Source organism: Modestobacter sp. VKM Ac-2979, from assembly GCF_026967995.1.
Classification (GTDB): Bacteria; Actinomycetota; Actinomycetes; order Mycobacteriales; family Geodermatophilaceae; genus Modestobacter.
This window is the reverse complement of sequence record NZ_JAPVBO010000001.1, coordinates 140,997-156,365: the sequence shown is the minus strand read 5'-3', so window position 1 is coordinate 156,365 and position 15,369 is coordinate 140,997. Positions and strand designations below refer to the sequence as shown.

At 73.3% G+C, this 15,369-nt stretch carries 12 protein-coding genes; 5 read left to right on the top strand and 7 right to left on the bottom strand.

Annotation, left to right across the window (positions count from 1 at the left end):
- Window position 1 precedes the first annotated feature (1 nt).
- Entirely contained in the window at window positions 2–1,156 is a 1,155-nt protein-coding gene (locus tag O2W15_RS00730; RefSeq protein WP_269177987.1) for an acyl-CoA dehydrogenase family protein, read from the top strand.
- A 100-nt stretch (window positions 1,157–1,256) separates the two neighbouring features.
- Here O2W15_RS00730 and codB read toward each other — a convergent pair whose 3' ends face one another.
- Entirely contained in the window at window positions 1,257–2,552 is a 1,296-nt protein-coding gene (codB, locus tag O2W15_RS00725) for a cytosine permease (RefSeq protein ID WP_269177986.1), read from the bottom strand.
- Window positions 2,549–3,055, bottom strand: coding sequence for a nucleoside deaminase (locus tag O2W15_RS00720; RefSeq protein ID WP_269177985.1), 507 nt, complete (start codon window positions 3,053–3,055; stop codon window positions 2,549–2,551). Before O2W15_RS00720 ends, codB begins: the two co-directional genes overlap by 4 nt.
- Before the next feature lie 145 nt (window positions 3,056–3,200).
- Here O2W15_RS00720 and O2W15_RS00715 point away from each other — a divergent pair, with 145 nt between their 5' ends.
- Both O2W15_RS00715 and O2W15_RS00710 read left to right on the top strand, forming a co-directional pair.
- Window positions 3,201–4,733 carry a helix-turn-helix domain-containing protein gene (locus tag O2W15_RS00715; protein WP_269177984.1) on the top strand — a complete coding sequence of 511 codons (1,533 nt, stop codon included), beginning with the start codon at window positions 3,201–3,203 and terminating at the stop codon, window positions 4,731–4,733.
- A 223-nt stretch (window positions 4,734–4,956) separates the two neighbouring features.
- Entirely contained in the window at window positions 4,957–7,284 is a 2,328-nt protein-coding gene (locus O2W15_RS00710) for a metallophosphoesterase (protein ID WP_269177983.1), read from the top strand.
- A gap of 76 nt (window positions 7,285–7,360) precedes the next feature.
- Here the strand turns inward: O2W15_RS00710 and O2W15_RS00705 are convergent, their stop codons facing one another.
- The 4 genes from O2W15_RS00705 to O2W15_RS00690 form a co-directional block, all read right to left on the bottom strand.
- Window positions 7,361–8,374: an NADPH:quinone reductase gene (locus tag O2W15_RS00705; protein ID WP_269177982.1), complete on the bottom strand. Its 1,014-nt coding sequence runs from the start codon at window positions 8,372–8,374 to the stop codon at window positions 7,361–7,363.
- A 39-nt stretch (window positions 8,375–8,413) separates the two neighbouring features.
- Entirely contained in the window at window positions 8,414–8,761 is a 348-nt protein-coding gene (locus O2W15_RS00700) for a WhiB family transcriptional regulator (protein WP_269161857.1), read from the bottom strand.
- Window positions 8,762–9,068: 307 nt separating this feature from the next.
- Window positions 9,069–10,748, bottom strand: coding sequence for a DUF885 domain-containing protein (locus tag O2W15_RS00695; RefSeq protein ID WP_269177981.1), 1,680 nt, complete (start codon window positions 10,746–10,748; stop codon window positions 9,069–9,071).
- A 41-nt stretch (window positions 10,749–10,789) separates the two neighbouring features.
- Window positions 10,790–11,239: a cupin domain-containing protein gene (locus tag O2W15_RS00690; protein ID WP_269161859.1), complete on the bottom strand. Its 450-nt coding sequence runs from the start codon at window positions 11,237–11,239 to the stop codon at window positions 10,790–10,792.
- Between the two features lie 141 nt (window positions 11,240–11,380).
- Between O2W15_RS00690 and O2W15_RS00685 the strand changes: the two genes are divergently transcribed.
- Together O2W15_RS00685 and O2W15_RS00680 are read left to right on the top strand one after the other, a co-directional pair.
- Window positions 11,381–12,229 carry an SRPBCC family protein gene (locus tag O2W15_RS00685; RefSeq protein WP_269177980.1) on the top strand — a complete coding sequence of 283 codons (849 nt, stop codon included), beginning with the start codon at window positions 11,381–11,383 and terminating at the stop codon, window positions 12,227–12,229.
- Window positions 12,230–12,391: 162 nt separating this feature from the next.
- Entirely contained in the window at window positions 12,392–14,326 is a 1,935-nt protein-coding gene (locus O2W15_RS00680) for a glycosyl hydrolase family 28-related protein (RefSeq protein WP_269177979.1), read from the top strand.
- Between the two features lie 42 nt (window positions 14,327–14,368).
- Here O2W15_RS00680 and O2W15_RS00675 read toward each other — a convergent pair whose 3' ends face one another.
- Window positions 14,369–15,346 (bottom strand): LacI family DNA-binding transcriptional regulator, encoded by a 978-nt coding sequence (locus O2W15_RS00675; RefSeq protein WP_269177978.1) that lies wholly within the window; start codon window positions 15,344–15,346, stop codon window positions 14,369–14,371.
- Between the last annotated feature and the right edge of the window lie 23 nt (window positions 15,347–15,369).

The window sequence follows — 15,369 nt, the reverse complement described above, 5'->3', positions numbered from 1 at the left end:
CGTGCTGGACTACCGGCTCGACGAGGAGACCGAGGCGCTGCGGAAGGTGGTCCGCGAGTTCGCCGTGGAGGTCATCGCACCGCAGATCGGCGGGTTCTACGAACGCGACGAGTTCCCCACCGACATCGTGCGGCAGATGGGCGAGCTGGGGCTGTTCGGCCTGCCGTTCCCCGAGGAGTACGGCGGCTCGGGCGGTGACTACTTCACCCTGTGCGTGGCGCTGGAGGAGCTGGCCCGCGTCGACAGCTCGGTGGCGATCACCCTGGAGGCCGGGGTCTCGCTGGGCGCGATGCCGATCTTCCGCTTCGGCACCGAGGAGCAGAAGCAGCAGTGGCTGCCCCGACTGTGCGCCGGTGAGGCGCTGGGCGCCTTCGGGCTCACCGAGGCCGGTGGCGGTTCCGATGCCGGTGCCACGAAGACCACCGCCCGGCTCGAGGACGGCGAGTGGGTGATCAACGGCTCGAAGGCGTTCATCACCAACTCCGGCACCGAGATCACCGACCTGGTCATCGTCACCGCGGTCACCGGCACCAAGGCCGACGGCGGCAAGGAGATCTCCACGATCATCGTGCCGTCGGGCACCCCGGGCTTCGCCGTCGGCAAGCGGTACGCGAAGGTCGGCTGGAACGCCTCGGACACCCGCGAGCTCTCCTTCAGCGACTGCCGGGTGCCCGCGGAGAACCTGGTGGGCGAGCGGGGGCGCGGGTACGCCCAGTTCCTGTCGATCCTGGACGAGGGCCGGATCGCGATCTCCGCGCTGGCCGTGGGGCTGGCCCAGGGGTGCGTCGACGAGTCGGTCAAGTACGCCGGGGAGCGGGAGGCGTTCGGGCAGCCGATCGGCCGCAACCAGGCGGTGCAGTTCATGATCGCCGACATGGAGGTGCGGGCCTCGACCGCGCGGCTGGCCTACTACCGGGCGGCGGAGAAGATGCTGCGCGGTGAGCCGTTCAAGCGGGAGGCCTCGATCGCCAAGCTGTACAGCTCGGAGATGGCGATGGAGAACGCCCGCTATGCCACCCAGGTGCACGGCGGGTACGGGTTCATGACCGAGTTCCCGGTCGGCCGCTTCTACCGCGACGCCAAGATCCTGGAGATCGGCGAGGGGACGAGCGAGGTGCAGCGGATGCTCATCGCCCGCTCCCTCGGCCTCGGCTGAGCGACCTCGCCGGTCGAGTGCGCAGTCCCGGTCGTCCGCCGCGGCGTGTCCCCGCGGGTCGGCGACCGGGACTGCGCACTCGAGGCGCCGGTCCGCCGGCTCAGCCGACCGGGGCCGGGCGCCGGCCGCGCTGCACGACCAGCACGCCGACGACCGCCACCACGACGCCGATCACCGGCGGGATGCCCCAGCCGGCCTCGTTGCTCGCCCAGGCGGCGATCGAGGCCACCACGTAGACGCCGATGTTGCGCCACTCGACGCTCGGCAGCAGCGCCGTGGCACCGGACATGCCGTTCCGCCAGCGGGCCAGGAAGTCGCCGATCACCACGCCGCCGAGCGGGGGGATCAGGATGCCCAGCCACACCAGGTAGTCGATCAGGTTGTCGTAGATGCCGGTGACGGCCAGCAGCGTGCCCAGCACGACACCGCCCACCACGAAGGGCTTCTTCGACCGTGAGTCGGCGATCTCGGCGCCGGCGACGCCGAAGTTGTAGGCGGTGTTGTCGTTCGTCGTCCAGAGGTTGGCCACCAGGAAGACCAGCCCCCAGCCGACCAGGCCGAGCTGGTAGAGCACCAGCACGAAGTCGCCTTCCCCGAACGCCACGGCGCCGACCGCGCCGAAGCCGAGCATCAGCAGCTCGCCGACGAGGAAGGCGACCAGGCAGGCCCAGAAGCCCGCCGACGGGGTGCGCGCGAAGCGGGTCCAGTTGGGCGCCTGGGTGCCGCCGGAGGCGAAGGTGCCGACGACGATCGTCACCGCGACCGCGACGGTCATCGTCTCGCTGGGCACGATCGCCGTCAGCCCGCTCCAGCCGCCGACCTCCTCCAGCGACCGCCAGGTCACCCATCCGGCGAGCGCCAGCAGCAGCGGCACCGAGACCAGCGACAGCGCGTACATCCCCTTGTAGCCGAAGTACGCCGTCGCGCCCATCACCGCGCCGCCGACCAGCATCAGCGCCACCTCCGGCCCGCGGCCGTCCCAGCCGAGTGCGCTGGCGGTGAGCTGGGCGAGGGTGGCGACGGTGACGCCGTACCAGCCGATCTGGGTGCCGCCGAGCAGCAGGGAGGCGAGCTTCGCGCCGCGCGTGCCGAGCGTGTAGCGGCACATCATCACCGTGGTCAGCCCGGTGCGGGCGCCGATGCCGCCGATCGCGCCGACGTAGACGCCCAGCACGGCGCTGCCCAGCAGCAGCACCCAGATCAGGCTGGTGGCGGAGAAGGCCGCCCCGATCTGCGCGCCGGCCAGCATCGTCGGGGTGAAGAAGGTGAACCCGAGCAGCACGATGGACAGCGAGAACAGCGACCGCCGTGCCGACGCGGGCACCGGGTCGATCGGGTAGTCGGGGTCGACGACGGCGGCCGGGGACTCCGCGTGGCGGCTGGTGCTGGCGCTCATCGGGCTGCCTCCGCACCGGTACGGGCGGACGGCTCTGCGCCGTCCTCGCCGATGTCCTCGTTCCACAGCGCCGGCTGGGCAGCGATGAAGTCGGTCATCAGGTCGATGCACCCCGGGTCGTCGAGGACGACGACCTCCACGCCGTGCTCGGCGAGCCAGTCGTGCCCGCCGCTGAACGTGCGCGCCTCCCCGACGACGAGCCGGGTGATGCCGAACTGGCGCACCAGCCCGCTGCAGTACCAACAGGGGGACAGCGTGGTCACCATCGTGGTGCCGCGGTAGGTGGGGCGTCGCCCGGCGGCCCGGAACGCCGCCGTCTCGGCGTGGACGGACGGGTCGTCGTCCTGCACCCGTCGGTTGTGGCCGCGGCCCCACACGGTGCCGTCCGGGCCGATCAGCGCTGCCCCGATCGGCACCCCGCCGGTGGACAAGCCGGTCCGGGCCTCCGCCAGGGCCACCTCCAGCCACGCGCGGTCCTGGTCCGGTGGCTGGGGAGTCGTCATGCGGGTCCTCCTCGTGGGGCGGTCGCCCATGTACCTGCGGGCTGGTCCTCCGCAGGGTCCGCCGTGCGGCGAGGAGTGGGCAATACGCTCGGTGTCGGGGATCGTCCTGTCGGGCCATGACGAACTGTCGACCGGGAGGACGCCTGTGGCGCTGACGCTGGCCGAGTTCCTGCTCCTGCCCTCGGTGCGGCAGGCCAGGCCGGAGGTGGCCGTCCCACCCGCGCGGCTGGGCGCCACCGTCCGCTGGGTCCACTCCAGTGAGATCTACGAGATCGGCCCCCTGCTGTCGGCCGGCGACCTGCTGCTCACCACCGGCCTCGGCCTGGCCGGGGTGGACGCCGGCGCCCGGCGGCACTGGGTCCGCGAGCTGGCGGCCCAGCGGGTGTCGGCGGTGGCCATGGAGCTGGGCCGGTCACTGCCGGACCTGCCGGGCGAGATCCTCGACGAGGCCACCCGGCACGGCCTGCCGCTGTACGTGTTGCGCCAGGTCGTGCCGTTCATCCGCATCTCCGAGGAGGCCAACGGCGCGATCCTGCACGCGGACGCGCCCCGGCTGCGGCTGGCCGACCAGGTGGTGCACGAGGTGCACGCGGCACTGGCCGCCGGCGGCGGGACCCCCGCAGTGGTGTCCTGCGCCGCGGCTGTGACCGGCGGCCCGGCCGCACTCGTCACCCGGTCGGGGCAGGTGGTGGCCGCCGCGGGGCTGCGGGACCAGCGGGCGACCGAACGGCTGCTCCGCCGGCCCGCGGCGAGCTCGCCGGTCCGCATCTGGGACGTCGACTGGGGGTCGGTCCTGCTGGGGCCCGGCCCCGGCTGCGACCTGCCCGGGCTGCGGGTGCTGGCGGCGCGGCTGGCGAGTGTGGCGGCGGTGGCGGTCGGGCAGTCGGGAACGGGGACGCCCGGCGACCTCGCGGCGCCGCTGCTCGCCGATCTGCTCGCCGACGCCGTCCCCGGGGTCCGTGAGCTGCTGGTCCGCGCCGGACTGGCGCGTTTCCACCCGTCGCCGGATGCGCGGGTGCTCGGCATCGCCGCGTCCGCACCCGACCCTCGGCAGGTGCTGGCGACGTGGGCCCACGTCGCGTCGACCCACGACCTGGAGCTGCTCGCCGACCGGGTCCGCGGGGAGGCCGTGGGGCTCGTCGCGGTCCCTGCCGCCCCGGACCGACCCGACCCGGCCGGGTGGCTGGCGAGCGTCCTCCCCGCTGCCGGGGCGGTCACCACGGTCGGCCCGGAGGTCCCGGTGGCCGACGCCGGCCGTTCCCTGCGGGAGGCGCACGACGCCCTGCCGGTGGCCACGCTGCTCGGACGGGGGACCGCGGTCACCCGCGACCTGACCCTGCTCCGGCTGCTGGGCAGGCTGGACGACCGGGCGCTGGCGCTCCTGGTGGACGACGCGCTGTCGCCGTTGCTGGCTTGGGACGCCGCGCACGGCAGCGACCTGGTGCAGACCCTCGCCGTCCTCCTGCGGCACGGGGGCGGCAGGACCCGCACAGCCGATGCGCTGCACGTGCAGCGGCAGTCGCTCTACCTGCGGCTGGCCCGGATCGAGGCACTGCTGGGGCGCCCCGTCGACGATCCGACGTCCCACGAGCACCTGGTCGTGGCCACCAGTGCCCGGGCGCTGCTCGACGCCCGGGCAGGGCAGCAGCGCTCGCGACACCGCCGGCTGGGCGGTTGACCCCGCCCGAGGCCCGGCCGAGCGTGCCAGCGGTGAGCGGAGCCGGCCGGGTCCACCTGCCGTCGCGGTTCCGGTACGGGCCGAGCCGGAGAAGATGATCTAGACGCTTCACGTCCGGCTGGTCCGGCGTACACAGCGCGGACACCGAGCGGCCACAGCCGCTCGACAGCGTGCTGGAGCGGTGGGACCCCCCACCGCCCCAGCACAGTCGAAGGACGTCCCCATGCACCTGCTCAGCCCACGGCCCGCACACCGCGGCGCCACCCCCGCCCGGACGGCGTGCCTGCGGGCCGTCGCCGGGGTCGGGGTGGCCGCCACGGTCGCCGGTCTCGCCACCGCCGGCGGCCTGGTCACCGCCGGCCCGGCGGCGGCCGCGCCCGTCGAGGCCGCGGCCGTCGAGACCGCTGCCACCGAGCCGGCCTCCCGGTTCACCCTCGCCGTCCTGCCGGACACCCAGTTCTACTCCCGGTACGCCGAGTCGGAGTTCGAGCGGCCCGACCGCTACGGCGACGGCAACAACCCCTTCGCCGCCCAGACCGAGTGGCTCGCCGAGCACGCGGACGAGCTGCGCATCCCGTTCGTCACCCACCTCGGCGACGTCGTGGACCAGGTCAACCAGGAGGGCGAGTGGCGCACCGCCGACGCCGCCATGCAGACCCTGGACGACGCCGACCTGCCGTACTCGGTGCTGGCCGGCAACCACGACGTCCGGAACAGCTCGAGCAACCACTACGACGACCAGTACGACCTGGCCCGGGAGCCCTTCCTGCGCTGGTTCGGGCCTGACCGGGCAGCCGAGCAGTCGACCTACGGCGGCAGCGACCCGACGGGGATGAACCAGTACCACGTGTTCGAGGCCGAGGGTCAGCAGTTCATGGTGCTGGCGCTGTCCTGGCGGGCGTCCGACGCCACCCTGCGCTGGGCCGACGAGGTGATGGCGCAGCACCCGACCGTGCCGGTCGTCCTCACCTCGCACGACATCATCGGCATCCAGGACGACGGGGTCTCCCCGCAGGAGACCGGCTACGGCCTGCGGCTCTGGGACCAGCTCATCAAGGGCAACGACCAGATCTTCATGACCCTGAACGGCCACTTCCACGGCGCGACCCAGCTGGTGAAGCAGAACGACGCCGGGCACGCGGTGACCCAGGTCCTGATGGACTACCAGATGGCCTACGAGGGCGGGAACGGCTACCTCGGCCTGTTCGAGTTCGACCTCACCAACGACACCATCTCGGCGCAGACCGCCTCGCCGTGGGTGGTCGCCAAGCCGCAGGAGAAGCTGACCTCCTACGACCAGGCGTTCCTCGAGGGCCCCAACGAGCAGTTCACCCTGGACATCGACTTCTCCGAGCGGTTCGCCGGCTTCAACCCCGGGTTCACCGCCGGCTCCGCCGACGAGCCCTCGCTCACCCAGGCGGCGCGCGACATCCTGCTGGACGGCTTCGTCAGCCCCGACCCGGTCACCACCGAGCTGCCGGGCTCGACGGCGGACTACCCGCAGGTCGAGGGGACGCTGGCGCACTGGCGGATGAACGGGCTGCGCGGGGTGGTCGCCCAGGGCGGCGTCATCCGCGACGTCGAGGGCAACAACCGCAACAACCTCATGCGCGTGCCGATCAGCCGGTCCGGCTCGCCGACCGCACAGCTGCGGGACGTGAACTTCTCCCAGGAAGCGCACCCGTACTCCTCGGACGGAGCCGCGGTCTGCTTCAGCAACGCCAGCAAGCAGACCGACCGGTACAGCTACCTGACCACCCGCGCGGACGCGCCGGTGAACCTGGCGGCGCTCGAGAACGGCTACACGATCGAGACGTTCCTCCAGATCGACGAGAGCTGGACCCAGTCCGACAACGCGTGGATGAAGGCGATCGTGCGCTCGGGCAACCGCTCACAGATCGGCGTGCCGCAGACCCGCTGGGACTGGACGGCGTCCCCGGTGGCCCTGGGCCTGTCGAACCTCAAGGAGTTCCAGTGGACCGAGGTGCCGATCGACACCGCCAAGGGTGACCGCACCTCGTGGTCCGGCGAGATCATGGTCGACACGTGGGCGCACGTGGCCCTCGTGAACGACCCGGCCACGGCCACCACGACCATGTACGTCGACGGTGCCCCGGTGCTGCGCAACGCCTCGAACACCGTGGGCCACGGGCTGGACGACGCGATGCCGTGGATCTTCGGTGCCGACTGGGTCGACGACCAGGCCACCAACGGCTGGAACGGCTGCATCGGTGAGACCCGCGTGGTCGACCACCCGATCGGCCGGGACGAGTGGCTGACCGCCCGGGCCGACATCGAGGGCCTCACGGTCACCTCGCCGGCGGTCGACACGACGACGTCGCCGGCGGTCACGGCCACCGGCACCGGCACCCCCGGCGCCACCGTCACGGTGACGGCCGGCATGACGCGCACGGTCGTCGTCGGCACGGACGGCACCTGGCGGGCGGCCCTGGGCACGCTGCGCCCGGGGACGTACGAGCTGACCGCCCAGCAGTCGCTGGGTGAGCGGTCCGCCGATCCGGTGAGCGTGCCCTTCCGCGTGGCCCGCTGACCTGACCCGAGCACGGCGACGCCCCCTCTCCCGGCCTGAGCCGGGGGAGGGGGCGTCCTCGTGTCCGGGTCCTTCGTCAGCCGGTGACGTCGATGAGCACCTTGCCGACGGCGCCGTCCTGGACGGCCTGGTGGGCGGCCGCGGTCTCGGACAGCGGGTGGACGTGCAGCGGCAGCCCGGCGTCCGCGCCGACCCGGACCGCGCCGTCGAGCACCGCGGAGTTGACGTCCTCGACGGCGATGTCCTTCGCCCGGGCGGGCTCGGTGTAGACGAGCACGAACTGCCAGCGGGCGTTGGGGACCATCTGGGCGCGCACCGGGATGGTCACCTCGGCGCCGCCGTCGTCGGCGTACATGGCGACCGCGCCGTGCAGGGCGATCACCTGGGCGTCGGTGGCGGCGTTCTGCGCGGCGGAGACCTCGACGATGGAGTCGACGCCCGTGGGCGCGATCTTGCCGACCTCGGTGACGACGTCCTGCCGCTTGTAGTCGATGACGTGGTCGGCGCCGGCCTTGGCGGCCAGCTGTGCCTTCGCCGGGGAGCTGACCGTGGCGATGACGGTGGCCTCGGCCCAGCGGGCGAGCTGGATGGCCGCGTTGCCGACCGCGCCGGCGCCGCCCTGCACCAGCACGGTGCGGCCGTTCAGCGAGCCGGGGGCGAGCCGGTCGGGGAGTGACTCCGCCACGGTGAGGCAGCGGTGTGCGGTGAGGAACGGGATGCCGAGGGCGGCGCCCAGTTCGAAGGAGGGGTCGGCGCCCAGGAGCACGGTCTGCCGGGCCGGGACGACGGTGTACTCCGCCGCCGTGCCGTGCGGCCGCTGCCACGCGGCCTCCCAGACCCACACCCGCTCGCCGACGACCACGGGGTCGACGCCCTCGCCGACCGCGTCGATCGTGCCGGCGCCGTCCTGGTTGGGCACCTGGCCGCCGGGGCCGGGCTGGGCGGTGCTGCGGGTCTTCCAGTCGGTGGGGTTCACGCCGGAGAAGGCCAGGCGCACCCGCACCTCACCGGGACCGGGGTCGGGGGTGGGGCGGTCGACGAGCTGCAGGACGTCAGGGCCGCCGGGCTGGGTGTAGGTGATGGCTCGCACGAGCCGCTCCTACCCGTCGCACCGGCTGCGATGCGCCGTTCAGCTGGCGCGGCGGCGGAGGCGACGACGCTCGCGCTCGGAGAGCCCGCCCCAGATGCCGAAGCGCTCGTCCATGGTCAGGGCGTACTCCAGGCACTCGGCCCGGACCTCGCAGCCGGTGCAGATCTTCTTGGCCTCCCGGGTCGAGCCGCCCTTCTCCGGGAAGAACGCCTCCGGGTCGGTCTCGGCGCACAGGGCGCGCTCCTGCCAGCTCTGGTCCTCGGTGTCCATGCCCGGGAAGCCGGCGTCGAAGACGTCGGCCAGGCCCAGGACGTCCTGCCCGTAGGTGACCGGGGCCGCCTCGGCAGCAGCAGTCCGGTAGTCGCTCATCCACGTCACGTCAGCCATCACGATGCGTCCCCCTGCGTCTCGTTCCGGCGTACCGCGGTTGCGGTTGCCGTTTCGTCACCGTCGGTGACTTCGAGAGGAATTACACGGGGGTCATTCCGAGGCGTCAAATGTCGGGGATGTGACGCCGAACCCCATGGGTCACAGCCGCCCCGGCGGCCTCACGAGCATGTGGAGATCGGCCCGACACGCCGTGTCCGGGGTCAGGTTCTGCCCACCGGGACCGAACGGTTCGTCCAGATCGAGATCGGCCGTCGGCGCTGGATCTGGACGTTCCGGACCCGCGACGTCCACCCGGCGGTCGAGGTCAGAACCGGGCGAGCTCCGCCGCGAGCGGCCCCAGCCCCAGCGGCCCGAGGTCGAGGACGGCGCGGTGCCAGGCCTTGAGGTCGAAGCCCGCGCCGGCGCGCTGCTCGGCCTGCGCACGGCAGGTCAGGAACACCCGCTCGCCGACCTTGTAGGACGGCGCCTGGCCCGGCCAGCCCAGGTAGCGGTGCAGCTCGTCCACCCGCATCGCGTCCTCCATGTCCACGTGCGTGCGGAGGAACGCCAGGGCGACGTCGTAGGTCCAGCGGTCACCGGCGGCCCGGCCGGGCGGGATGGGCAGGTCCAGGTGGACCCCGATGTCCAGGACGACGCGGGCGGCCCGCAGCTCCTGGGCGTCGAGCATGCCCAGCCGGTCGCCGGGGTCGTCGAGGAAGCCCAGCTCGCCCATCAGCCGCTCGGAGTACAGCGCCCAGCCCTCACCGTGCCCGGAGCACCAGCAGAGCAGCCGCTGCCAGCGGTTGAGCAGGGCGGCGCTGTAGACGGTCTGCCCGATCTGCAGGTGGTGGCCGGGCACGCCCTCGTGGAAGACCGTGGTCGTCTCCCGCCAGGTGGTCATGTCGGTGACGCCGTCGGGCAGCGACCACCACATCCGGCCGGGGCGGCTGAAGTCCTCGGTCGGGGCGGTGTAGTAGACGCCCTCGCCGGAGGTGGGGGTGAGCCGGCCCTCGACCCGCTTCACGGGGCCGGGGATGTCGAAGTGCACGCCGTCCAGCGCGGTCATCGCCCGGTCGGCCGTGTCCTGCAGCCAGGCCTGCAGCGCCTCGCGCCCGCGCACCTGCCGGGCCGGGTCGGCGTCCAGCACGGCCATCGCCTCGGCGATGCCCTTCCCGGGGGCGATCTGCTCGGCGACCGCCCGCTTCTCGGCGACGACCCGGGCCAGCTCGGCCCAGCCCCAGGCGTAGGTCTCCTCCAGGTCGAGGTCCACGCCGGTGAACAGCCGGGACTCCAGCGCGTACCGCTCGCGGCCGACGCCGTCGGCCTGGGGTGCGCGGGGGAGGAGCTCGCGTTCGACCGTGTCGGCGAAGTCGAGGAGCGCGGTGTGCACCCCCTCCACCGCCCGGTCGAGGTCGGCGCGCAACGCGTCGCCCACCGACGCCCGGCCGGTGAACTCGGCATAGAAGCTGGGCTGCCCGCCGGCGCCGGCCCAACGGCGGGCGATGCCGGCGGCCAGCCGCACCTGCCGGACGGCGGAGACCCGGCCCTCGTCGGCGGCGGCGGTCAGCCCGGCCACGTAGCCGGCGAGCGCCTCGGGGATCCCGGCGATCCGCCGGGCGATGACCGCCCAGTCCTCCTCGGTGTCGGTGGGCATCAGGTCGAACGTGGTGCGGAAGTCCTGGAGCGGGCTCTCCATGCTGTTGAGCGCAGCCTGCGTCCAGCCGGCGTCGTGCAGCGCCAGCTCGGCGCCGAGCCGCTCGCGCATCGCGCTGCGGGCGACCTCGTCCCGCCGGTCGACCGGCTCGATCCGCTCCACCTCGGCGACGGTGCGGCGCAGCAGGTCGGCGCTGGCTGCGTGCCCGGCGGGGGTCAGGTCGGGCCAGCGGTCGTCGTGCCCGGGGACGCCGATGTAGGTCGCCACGGTCGGCTGGTCGGCGGCGTAGGCGTCGACGAAACGGTCGGCCAGCAGGTCGAGGGGGGACGGCGGACGCGCGGGCTCGGTCACGCCGCGGACGCTAGCCGCGGGCAGGCACGGCTGCAGGGGGATCAGTCGTCGGCGCCGCCGCCCTGCGGCGTCAGCGAGGGCAGGGCCACCACGATCGCCTCCTGGCTGCTGCGGGCGATCAGCACCACGGCCTCCTCATCGCTGAGGTTCTCCTCGCGGTGCGGCGTGTACGGGGGCACGAAGACGTAGTCGCCCGGGCCGGTCTGCAGCCGCACCTCCTCGCCGTGCTCGGCGAAGACGAACACCGGGTGGCCGCGCAGGACGTGGATCGCCGTCTCCGAGTCGCCGTGGTGGTGGTCGCCGGAGCCGGTGTGCGGAGGCACGCGGGTCTCGCCCATCCACAGCCGCTCCGAACCGACCGTCGTGGCCGAGATCGCCTCCCTCCGCGACATGCCGGCGGTCTGTGCCGTCTCCCCGGACAGCTCGCCGGCGCGGACGTGCCGCAGCGGCCGGTGCCAGTCGTCGGGGGTCTCCTGCTGCGGTCGGGCCACGGTGCTCCTCCAGTGGTTCGGGACGTCGAGGTCATCTTCGCCGATCGAGCAGCCAGGTGGCCGGTCCCCGACGCGTGGATCCACCGATCGACGGGGTAGGGGGTGGGCCAGAGCACGTCCTGCTACGGAGGAGGAACGGCGATGACCACCAAGGTCGAAGAGTCCATCCAGGTCGACGTCCCGGTACGCACCGCGTATGACCAGTGGACGCAGTTCGAGGACTTCCCGCACTTCATGGGCGGGGTCAAGGAGGTCCAGCAGCGCGGTGACCAGCGGCTGCACTGGGTGGCCGAGATCGCCGGGGTGAAGCGGGAGTGGGACGCGGCCATCCTGGAGCAGGTGCCCGACCAGAAGATCGCCTGGGCCGCCACGGGGGGCGCGACCAACGCCGGCGCCGTCCGGTTCGAGCCTGCGGGTCCGGCGTCCACGATCGTCCACCTGACGCTGGAGTACGAGCCCGAGGGCGTGGTCGAGCAGGCCGGCGACAAGCTCGGCATCGTGGGCCGGCAGGTGAAGTCGGACCTGGCGAAGTTCAAGGACCTGATCGAGGACGAGGGCTACGCGAGCGGTGCGTGGCGCGGGTCCGTCCGGCCCGGGATGGGGGCCGGCACGCCCGGCGTCGAGGACGCGGCGTCCTCTCGTGGCGACAGCGGCAAGGCCGGCATCTCGGCGAAGAGCGTGGTCGCCGGCGTCGCTGCGGTCGCCGCTGCCGGAGCGGCCGTGGCCGCCTCGAAGAGCGGGTCGGACGACGAGTCGCAGCCCGAGTCGCAGCCCCAGTCGCAGCCGCGCGAGGTGCCTGCCGCGCCGCCGGTGGTCCCGGCGCAGCCGGTGACCGGTGTCGAGCAGCCGCCGGCGGCCGACGTTCGGGACGAGGTGCTGGTCGAGCAGCCGGACGCCGGTGCCCGCGTCACCCCGGCGGCCGAGGCCAACACGCCGACCGGACGTGACGACGGCGAGGAGCCGATGATCCGCGGCGGCAGCCCTCGCTGACCCCGACGGTGGGGGGAGGGGGCGGATCGGCCCTCCCCCCACCCACGGCACAGCGCCTCGAGGGCACGCCGATGGCCTCTTGACACAGCTCTGCCCCTCGTCGACCCTCCCGGTGACCCGAGTCACGTGACACGTGTCACCTACTCAACGACGAGGACCCGCATGGCATCTCCCAGCGCCCCTGCCCGCCCGTTGTCCCCACCACTCCGACGAGCGCCCGCCCGTGGCCGCCACCTCGGTGGCCTGCTGACCCTGGCCCTGCCACTCGCGGTGCTCGCCGTCCCGGCGACCGCGAGCGCCGCGCCACCCGGCCACGGGCCGGGCGGGGGCGGGGGTCCGGGCGGAGGTGTGGCCGACCTCGGCCCGAACGTCACCGTCTTCGACCCGAGCATGCCGGTCGACCAGATCCAGGCCACCCTCGACGCCACCTATGCCCAGCAGGTCGACAACGAGATGGGCACCGAGCGCTACGCCTACCTCTTCGCGCCGGGCACCTACGGCACCGACAGCGACCCGCTGCAGATCAAGGTCGGCTACTACACGGAGATCTCGGGGCTCGGCGACTCGCCGTCCGACGTGGTGATCAACGGCAAGGTCGAGACCTACAACCGCTGCCTGGCCCCGGACAACTGCATCGCGCTGAACAACTTCTGGCGCACCGTCTCCAACCTGACCATCCAGGTCAACGGCACCGGGCAGGACGGCTGCCGCGCCTCGGCCAACTTCTGGGCCGTCTCCCAGGCGGTGTCCATGCGCCGGGTCCAGGTGCAGGGCGGCACCCTCTCGCTGCAGGACTACTGCACCGCCGGCCCGCAGTACGCCAGCGGCGGGTTCATCGCCGACTCGACCGCCGGCACCGTCATCAACGGCTCGCAGCAGCAGTGGTACACCCGCAACAGCGTGATCGCCGAGTGGACCAACGGCGTGTGGAACCAGGTCTTCTCCGGCGTCGAGAGCGCCCCGGCCGACGCCACGTTCCCCGACCCGCCGTACACCACCCTGGAGACCACCCCGGTCAGCCGGGAGAAGCCGTTCCTGTTCCTGGACGAGCGCGGCCGCTACGCCGTCCGGGTGCCGGACGCCCAGCGCGACACCCGCGGGGTGAGCTGGGACGACGGGATGACCGCCGGGCGCACCATCCCGTTGTCGGAGTTCCTCGTCGTCACCCCGGACACCGGGTTCGGGCGGATCAACGCGCAGCTCGCCCGGGGTGGGCACCTGCTGTTCACCCCCGGGGTCTACGACGTCGCGCACAGCCTCAAGGTCAAGCGGGCCGACACCGTCGTGCTGGGCATCGGGCAGGCGACGCTCACGGCCGACCGCGGTGTCACCCCGCTGGAGATCGCGGACGTGCCCGGCGTGGTCGTCGCCGGGATGACCATCGACGCCGGGAGCCGGCTGTCCCCGGTGTTGCTGCAGGTGGGTGACGACCGGGGCCGGTCCCGGTCCGACGCGGCGAACCCGACGACGCTGTCCGACGTCTACTTCCGGGTCGGCGGCCCGCACGTCGGGAAGACCGACGTCGCCTTGCAGGTGAACAGCGACCACGTGCTCATCGACCACACCTGGGTGTGGCGCGCCGACCACGGGGTGGAGGACTTCACCGCCGGCGTCAACGGCGACACCGACCGCTGGCGGACCAACGTCGGACGCAACGGCGTGGTCGTCAACGGCGACGACGTCACCGCCACCGGCCTCTTCGTCGAGCACTTCCAGCAGCACAACACCATCTGGAACGGCGAGCGCGGCCGGGTCGTGCTGTACCAGAACGAGATCCCCTACGACCCGCCGTCGCAGGCCGACTGGCAGGAGCCGGACGGCACGCTCGGCTGGGCCGGCTACAAGGTCGGTGACCACGTCCGGCAGCACCGGCTGGACGGTGGCGGCGTCTACGGCTACCAGCGCAACGCAGAACCCGGCATCACCACCGAGACGGGGTTCGAGGTGCCGGTCACCCCGGGCGTGCAGCTGCACCACGTCATGACCGTCCACCTGGACGGGATCGGCGTGATCGAGAACGTGGTCAACGACGTGGGGGGCCGGTCGGACGCCAGCACCCAGGGGACGCCGCAGTACGTCGTGGACTACCCGGGCTGACCCGTTGCCGGCGGGCCGGGGCGTCGTGCCCCGGCCCGCCGGTCACGCCGTTCCACGGACCACCAGCCGCAGCACCTCGGCCCCGTGGGTGGCGTGCGCCGGGACGCCGTCCAGCGCCGCGGCGACGGCGGTGGCGATCGCCCGGGCCTGCACTCCCGCGTCCTGGGCGACGGTGGTCAGCGCCGGGTCGCTCAGCCGTCCGGCGGGCACGTCGTCGACGCCGATCACCGCGACGTCGTCCGGCACCGACAGCCCGCAGGTGCGCACGCCCGCGAGGACCGCGAGCGCCACCTCGTCGTTGTAGGCGGCCACCGCGGTGACCCCTGCGCTGCGCCAGGCGCGGACGGCGGCGGTGGCCGAATCGACGTCCAGGTCGACGTCCTGCACCACTGGCGCGGCCAGCCCGAGCCGCGCGCACTCGGTGCGCACCCCGCTCAGCCGCCGCTCGGCGAAGTCGGCGAGCCGGGGCTCGACGGGTGCGGCCCAGCCGAGGTGCACGTGCCCGGTGTCGGCCAGGTGCCGCACCTGCAGCTGCCCGACCCGGGTCTGCGGGACGGCGAACACCGCGCGCGGGTCCTCGTCGAGGGAGGTGTTCAGCACCTGGATGCCGGCCCGGCGCATGGCGTCGGCGTCCTCCGTCCTGAACTCGGTGAAGCCGACGACGGCGCGCGGGGTGACCGCCCGCCACAGGTCCGCCAGCGGGCGAGGCCCCCGGCCGTGGTGCACGAGCACCGACAGCTGCCGGTCGGACAGCTCCCGGGTCAGCTCGTCGAGGACGGTGTCGAGGACCGGCCCCACCGTCCAGTTCGGCAGCACGCAGAGCACCAGGTCGCTGCGGCCGCTGCGCAGCGTCCGGGCGGCGGCCGAGGGGGAGTAGCCGAGCCGGGCCGCCGCCGCCAGCACCCGTTCCCGGGTGTCCGCGGAGATCATCGCGCCGTGCTTGTCGTTGAGCACGTAGCTCACCGTCGTCCGGGAGACGCCGCTCTCCTGGGCGACGTCGGCGCTGGTGACCCGTGGCACGTCTCTCCTCCCGCCCGGTGTGC

Coding starts and splice junctions, on each gene's coding strand:
- codB (WP_269177986.1), bottom strand. CDS start 2,552: ATGAGCGCCAGCACCAGCCGCCACGCGGAGTCCCCGGCCGCCGTCGTC.
- O2W15_RS00720 (WP_269177985.1), bottom strand. CDS start 3,055: ATGACGACTCCCCAGCCACCGGACCAGGACCGCGCGTGGCTGGAGGTG.
- O2W15_RS00710 (WP_269177983.1), top strand. CDS start 4,957: ATGCACCTGCTCAGCCCACGGCCCGCACACCGCGGCGCCACCCCCGCC.
- O2W15_RS00700 (WP_269161857.1), bottom strand. CDS start 8,761: ATGGCTGACGTGACGTGGATGAGCGACTACCGGACTGCTGCTGCCGAG.
- O2W15_RS00685 (WP_269177980.1), top strand. CDS start 11,381: ATGACCACCAAGGTCGAAGAGTCCATCCAGGTCGACGTCCCGGTACGC.
- O2W15_RS00680 (WP_269177979.1), top strand. CDS start 12,392: ATGGCATCTCCCAGCGCCCCTGCCCGCCCGTTGTCCCCACCACTCCGA.